The sequence below is a fragment of the Algoriphagus marincola DSM 16067 genome, from assembly GCF_000429405.1.
In the GTDB taxonomy this organism is placed as follows: domain Bacteria; phylum Bacteroidota; class Bacteroidia; order Cytophagales; family Cyclobacteriaceae; genus Algoriphagus; species Algoriphagus marincola.
The window spans coordinates 285176-291537 of the sequence record NZ_AUBU01000010.1 but is presented as its reverse complement, the minus strand read 5'-3'; the positions used below and the strand labels follow the sequence as shown (position 1 = coordinate 291537).

The following is a 6362-nucleotide window of genomic DNA, read 5'->3' as shown; positions in this document are numbered from 1 at the left end:
ACCGTGGTGTTGTGACTGCATTTGCGCACAGACTTAAACCAGTATTCATAATCGGCTATGAATTCATAGTCCAGCTTCTTGATCTCCAAGTCTTCCTTGTCGTACTTCCAGCGGATGTAATCCCGGGTATGCTTCAGGGAGGTTTCATATCGCTCCAAGGTGCCGGGAGCAAATTCCGAACCCAGTAGGGACTTCATGTGCTCATTGTGCCGCTGAAAGATTTCCAGCAGAAACTGGTTTTCTTCGCTTTCACCGAGTAAGATGTTTCGAATGGCTTGCACGGTCAGCTCCTTTCCCTCATCCATCAGCTTTTGTCTGGCCTGCATCACTTTCATTTTGACCGAATCCAGATAAGAGTTCAGCTGCAAGGCGTCACTTTTATTTCCTATGGCCATCCCCAGCTTGGGGCTCCAGCGTTCTTTGGGCCAGTCCAGTTTGGTCGATAGCTCTTTCCGCTCTCCATTGACAGTAATTCTCAAAAAGATATAGTGAAGATTGTTCGGGCTGTTTTTCCGGGCTTTCAGAAAAAACGTTATCCGGAAGGTTTTTTCCATCATGACAGATTGATTTTGGTTTCAGATTTTTTCAACTAGCACAAAATCAATCGGAAAAAATCACCAGTTAGGGACCACTCCCTATTTTTTGAGGAAAGTCTAAAAAACCGTGCGTCTTTTAATTAATTAGTTTGAGACGCGTAGGTTTACGCTTTTTTTACCTGCATTTCTTTGTATTTGAATGAATTCTACCTATTGAATACGACAATTACCTAAGGATTGAATCTATCAAATTTCAGACACTTGCAATCAAAAACCAACTATATACAAGCTATTGAATTTCAATTATTTAGCTCAAAAAATTTGAACGAGATGCTGTAAAAACAAAAACCCCAACAAATTAATTTTGTTGGGGTTTAAATGTGTTTGAAAACCAATTTTGCAGAGAGTGGGGGATTCGAACCCCCGGTACGGTTTGACCCGTACGACAGTTTAGCAAACTGCTGGTTTAAGCCACTCACCCAACTCTCTTAATATCATTTTATGGGATAGTACGCCAGTTTATCCGCCGCGGCGGATGGTTTAAGCCACTCACCCAACTCTTTTTCTGTTATACTTTCCCAGAGTCTTCAGTCCAATTTTGAAATTCTTTCTTCGATGGAGTACCTCTGACACTCAAACAAAGCCCTTTTAGCTTGTTAGCGGTTGCAAATATAATTCAATTGAAAAGACTTTCACAAGTTTATTTCAAGGGGAAATATCCCTGAAACAAGAATTATTTCACACTTAGATTCAGGGTGCTTGGAAATCTGACACTTATCTTCACAATAAATTAAAAATACCCACTTTATGGTATTTTTTTCACTTCCCCGGGTTTCTATATTTGATCAAATTATTTTTCAATGATTATACAAACAAACAAAGCTGAGTACTTGATTTCAGGCTTGCCCGAAAGAAAAGATTTCATTTCTATCAAATCTAATAACCGTGCGGAGTTGGCCAGACTTTTTGGATCTGAAAAGGTGAAACAGTCTCAAGAGGCTCAGTGGAGATTTGAGGTTTATTCCTGCCGGCAGGAATTTGCCAATTCTTTAATCTTGCTTGTAAAGGAGATTGACTACATTGATTTCCATGAATTGGAAAAATTTATCTAAAAAAAATCACTTTTTTTCAGAACTCTTTTTTTTGACAAAAAGCATTTTTAGTAAGAGTTCTTGCTTTTTCTTTTATTGAAACGAATAAGCTTTTGATAATCAGTTGTTTTCAAAATTTTGTTTACAAAAAGCTCTGTTTTTTTTATAAAAATTTTTATTCACTTTCGGGTATATATTCTGAATTCAACACTCCAAAAAATTGGTAAGCCTGACCACAGACAGTAGTTTAATCCCTGATTTCATCAAAAAATCAGACTTCTTTTTCTGCACGATTCTCGATGTGGAAGGAAGAATTTCTGATTTAAATCCAGCGATTGAAAATCATGGAATTACCAGAAATAGCCTTCTTTCGGACTATTTAAGAGATGATTCTTCGGAGGCACTTTTGGAGACATTGAATGCCTTGATGGCAAATCCGAAACGTAAGGAATCCATTATTCTTTTTTGGAAGGATGAAAAAATTCAACCAATCCGTTGGGAGTTTTCCATGGTTATAGATGATCAAAATGATCCAATCGGATTGGTAGGCTTGGGCGTTTCATTGAACCTGCATCATTTAGATTTATCATTATTCAATCTTCTGGATTTACTGAATTCGGTAAAGATCACGCTGTCAGAAGATTTTGAAATTGTAGAAGTCGAAGGATCAATTGATGATGCCTTTGGTGTGTATCAAACTGACCTGGAAGGAAATTGCCTATTTGACTATTTTGATTTTTCAGATGAAATAATCAATTCTATTCAAGCTGAAAAATGGGATAGCCCATGGAAGGTGTTCAAGCTTTCAAATAATTTGAGTTTGATCTTTTTGAAGCAAAATGAAACTGTAGTTCTATTTATGCAGGCTAATAGTCTTTCAAGGATTGATAGCTCGAGAAATGAATCTTGGGATAGGGATTTATTGGAATTGATGCCAGGGCCAGTATGGTTGGTAGACGAGGGCTTGAATCTTATTCAATTAAATAGTGTGGCTGAAGACCTAATTTCTATAAGCTCTGGAAGAAAGCCAAAAATTGGAGAATTGATCGATTGGTCGCAAAAGCCCGTTTTTTATGAAAAATTTCATAAGAAATTATCTCAGGGATTAGATTCTCAAATTGATTGGTCTATTGAGGTAGATGACAAACATATTTTTTATCAATTGCGAATAAAAGCATTTCATAGACCGGGAGTCTTTTTGGTTCATGGCTTTGAGTTAAGCAAAATGCGTAAACAGATTCAACTTTTACAGGAAGAGAATAAACTTCTTCGTGAGTTGGTCTTGAAGCCTTCCCATATTCTCAGATCTCCGCTTTCGTCCATGTTGGGGCTATTGGATTTGATTGACGAGGGAAAACTCGACTCCGAAAACAAGAAGTACTTTAAATACATGAAGCCATTGGCCAAAGAATTGGATCATGAGATTCGAGTATCTGCTGAAAGAGCTTCTAGGTTTGACTAGTAAAGGTTTTCTACACCTAGGATGGACAAGCGCGCTGGAATGTCGTAAATACCCGCTAGCGTAACTCTCTCTGAACTATACCAGGCATTTCCGTCCTCCCGAAAGACAATTCCTTCGGTCAGTCCCATTGGAAAAACTTCTATCTGAATTCTCTTGATGTCTTTTGTTAGCCCATTTTCTTCAAAACCATCCACTAGCCAGACGAATCCTTCAAGCGGTATTTTATAGCCTATAAAGATGATTTTCCCAGTTTGGGCTTGAATGCTTGCCCCTGTGACTAGGCCATCTGTCGGTAAAGTTTCAATCAATTCAGTAGCGTAATCTCCCGGGATAGCCGGTATCCGGTGATAATCGGAGTCATCTCTTCCCCTGTTTTTGGTAAAAATGTGCAGCTGATTATCAGCAAAAATAAAAGCTTCGCAATCAAAACGGTGATTTTCCCGAGGACTAAAATCCTGCTGGTTGGGGTAATTAAATGTGATTCTTTCAGCTGCTACAGTTTCTTCATTCAGGACATCTTCCCAATTCACTCGATAAATGGTCAAATCTTTTCTAGCCCCTAGATTATTTCCAAAATCCCCAATAAATAGGTGTTGATCGCTTTGTGCTAAGCTCTCCCAATCTACATTGGTAGCATTTTCCACAGTGATTTTCCTGAGGATTGCTCCCGTTAAAGGATTCAATTCGATGATTTGATTTGGATTGTCTCCATCGTTAATTGCAAAAAGTCGATTCTGATAGAAAGCCAAACCAGAGATTTCATCGAGTTCTTCATCAAGGGTATTTAGTGGTGTAGGAATGAGTGACCAAGGGAAGCCATCCGTGTTTAATTTGATTTTTCTTTCGTATAAACCCGGGACCGAAACCGGATACTCGATGGAGTAATTTTCTGAAGATTCTGGCTTGTGAAATTGGATTAGGTGGTCAATTGAACCCGGCAAAGGGACTTTGATTTTTAATAGCTCTTTGGAATTCAAATAGGCTTGAAAGCTGCTCTCATAAGAGAATAGGTTTTTTTCAAAGGGAGCAATTACTTGGGGAGTGGCTAAATCAAAGTTTGCACTGACTTTGAGTTGCTCACTGAGTCCCGATACTTGTAAGCGGATAGTTTCTGTAGAGTTTTTTAATTCAAATTCACCCAGAATATCTACTGGAAGAGGCTCGGAGAATTCAGGGATTTCTGCGGATCGATAGCGGTAACTGTATTTGCTGAAAGGGAGTGAAATAGGGGAGGAAATGGGCGATTCATTTGGGGTCAAAGTGATGATTTGAGAAGCCTGATTTTCAAGGTTTTTGATTTCCAATTCCCATGTATCTGCAAACTTTTGCTTGCCCGAATATTGGCCATTCAAAAGATCAATTCCTTCAAAGGATACTAAGGATTGATCTTCTTCAATCGGAGGATTGGGGATGGGATTGGGATCCTCTTTAGGATTGCACGCCCAAAAAACTAAATAAAACAGAATAAAAAACTGTCTGATTTTCATACAGATATCGCTAGCCAATAAATCTTAAATGCAAAAGTACGAATTCTAAACAATGCGATTCAATAGTAAGTTGCATAATAAATTCCAAGACAATGAAAGAGCTTCTAGAAAATATCAAGAGAAACGGTAATGGGAATAGCAATGGTCAGGGAGAGGCTTCTTTGGAAAAAGAAAAACCTCTTTTGATTAAAGGCGCCCTTTTTGTCCGTCAAGAAGGTACTCTGGTGAAAGTCAAGTATGAGGATATCTTGTGGCTGAAAGGGGACGGAAATTACACGACTCTAGTCACCAGAAATTTTGTGATTTCTGTACGGAATATTCTCAAAGATTTCGAAGATGCTTTGCCAAAAGATCAATTTATGCGGGTCCATAAAAGTTACATGGTTCGCTTAGATGAAATATCTGTGATTTCCACCCGGGAGGTGAAAATTGAAGAGGATATGGTTCCGGTAGGACGTACTTATTATCAGCGTTTGATTGATGGAATTCAGCGTCTGTCGAGTGAATAATTATTTATTTATTGATCCAAAGCAAACTACTATCACCATAACTCAAAAAGCGATAATCATTATCTAAGGCTTCCTGATAGACTTTTTTCCAATCATCGCCAATCAAAGAGCCGATCAATAGCATCAAAGTGGTCCCCGGTTGATGGAAATTCGTGATCAATCCGTCGATCATTTGAAACTGATATCCGGGGAAAATGAAAATTTCTGTTTCGCCCATGATTTCTACTTTTCCTTCTGCCTCCATTTGATTCAAAACTGCTTGAAGGGATTCATTCTTTGAAGGCAGACTCTCTCTTGTATCATAGGGAATCAACTTAGCGACTTGAAAAGCAATGCCCTTGTTTTCCAAAAGCTGGACCCCATACCAATACAGGCTTTCAAGTGTACGGACTGAGGTGGTACCCACTGCCACAATTGGGCCTTCCTGATTCAAAAGCTTTTCAATGGTTGATTTTTGAAGGTGAATTTGCTCACTGTGCATAGGATGGGAAGTTACATCATCCACTTTGATAGGCTGAAAGGTCCCTGCACTCACGTGTAAAGTCACTTGAGCTTCTTGGATTCCCTTTTTGCGAAGATTTTTAAAAACTTCTTCAGTAAAATGAAGTCCGGCAGTCGGTGCCGCTACAGCTCCTTCCTTTTCTGAATAGACCGTTTGGTAGCGGTCCTTGTCACTTTCTTCCGCTTTTCGATTGAGATAGGGAGGAAGGGGGACCTCCCCGCTTGATTCGACGATGTCTACAAAAGGTACACTTTCGCTATTCCAATCGAATTCTACCCATTTATTCTCTTTGTCCACCAATTTGGCTTCTAAGACCACTTTTTGGCCTTGGATTTCTATCACACCTTTTAGAATCTCACCGCTTTTCCACTTTTTAGCATTGCCTATCATGGTTTGCCAAGTCACTGGCTGGGTCGAAAGCATAATCTCGGGAATCACTGTGGTAGGCTGGACGGGGTTGAGTAGAAATATTTCTATACGGGCTCCCGTCTCCCTTTGAAAGATCAGTCGTGCGGGTATCACCTTGGTATCATTGTACACAAGCAAGGTTCCTTTATCCAAAAAATCAGGTAAATCGAAAAAATGATGATGGGAAATTTTTCCTGATTGGTAATGAAGTAGCTTGGAAGAATCCCGTTTTTCAAGTGGATACTTTGCGATTCGCTCTTCAGGAAGCGTATATTCGTATTCTTGGAGGTTTACTTTTTGCACGATTTCAATCAATTTGGCCGCAAATATAGTTCATACTTTCAAACTCATTTAATACCCATTCGTT

6 protein-coding genes and 1 tRNA gene are annotated in these 6362 nt (G+C 39.1%); 3 read left to right on the top strand and 4 right to left on the bottom strand.

Annotated elements, in window-relative coordinates:
• Together G457_RS0111875 and G457_RS0111870 are read right to left on the bottom strand one after the other, a co-directional pair.
• A partial coding sequence (locus G457_RS0111875; RefSeq protein ID WP_035483720.1) for a phage integrase SAM-like domain-containing protein occupies nt 1-557 on the bottom strand: 557 nt, incomplete at its 3' end.
• 379 nt (nt 558-936) lie between these two features.
• Nucleotides 937-1025 (bottom strand) — tRNA-Ser (locus G457_RS0111870).
• 371 nt (nt 1026-1396) lie between these two features.
• On the opposite strand from G457_RS0111870, the gene G457_RS0111865 reads away from it, so the two are divergent.
• Nucleotides 1397-1648, top strand: coding sequence for a hypothetical protein (locus G457_RS0111865; RefSeq protein ID WP_035483718.1), 252 nt, complete (start codon nt 1397-1399; stop codon nt 1646-1648).
• Nucleotides 1649-1847: 199 nt separating this feature from the next.
• A complete protein-coding gene (locus G457_RS0111860) occupies nt 1848-3089 on the top strand; it encodes a PAS domain-containing protein (RefSeq protein WP_026946678.1) in 1242 nt (413 codons plus the stop codon).
• Here G457_RS0111860 and G457_RS22250 read toward each other — a convergent pair.
• A complete protein-coding gene (locus tag G457_RS22250; protein WP_051260808.1) occupies nt 3086-4576 on the bottom strand; it encodes a hypothetical protein in 1491 nt (496 codons plus the stop codon). The genes G457_RS0111860 and G457_RS22250 overlap by 4 nt on opposite strands.
• A 92-nt stretch (nt 4577-4668) precedes the next feature.
• Here G457_RS22250 and G457_RS0111850 point away from each other — a divergent pair, with 92 nt between their 5' ends.
• Complete coding sequence (locus G457_RS0111850; protein ID WP_026946677.1) at nt 4669-5085, top strand: LytR/AlgR family response regulator transcription factor; 417 nt, start codon at nt 4669-4671, stop codon at nt 5083-5085.
• A 4-nt stretch (nt 5086-5089) separates the two neighbouring features.
• Here the strand turns inward: G457_RS0111850 and G457_RS0111845 are convergent, their stop codons facing one another.
• Nucleotides 5090-6307: an S-adenosylmethionine:tRNA ribosyltransferase-isomerase gene (locus tag G457_RS0111845; protein WP_248602860.1), complete on the bottom strand. Its 1218-nt coding sequence runs from the start codon at nt 6305-6307 to the stop codon at nt 5090-5092.
• Nucleotides 6308-6362: the final 55 nt, after the last annotated feature.

Bases quoted from the DNA above. Each gene is read 5' to 3' on its own strand.
- G457_RS0111865 (WP_035483718.1), top strand. From the start codon at position 1,397: ATGATTATACAAACAAACAAAGCTGAGTACTTGATTTCAGGCTTGCCC.
- G457_RS22250 (WP_051260808.1), bottom strand. From the start codon at position 4,576: ATGAAAATCAGACAGTTTTTTATTCTGTTTTATTTAGTTTTTTGGGCG.
- G457_RS0111850 (WP_026946677.1), top strand. From the start codon at position 4,669: ATGAAAGAGCTTCTAGAAAATATCAAGAGAAACGGTAATGGGAATAGC.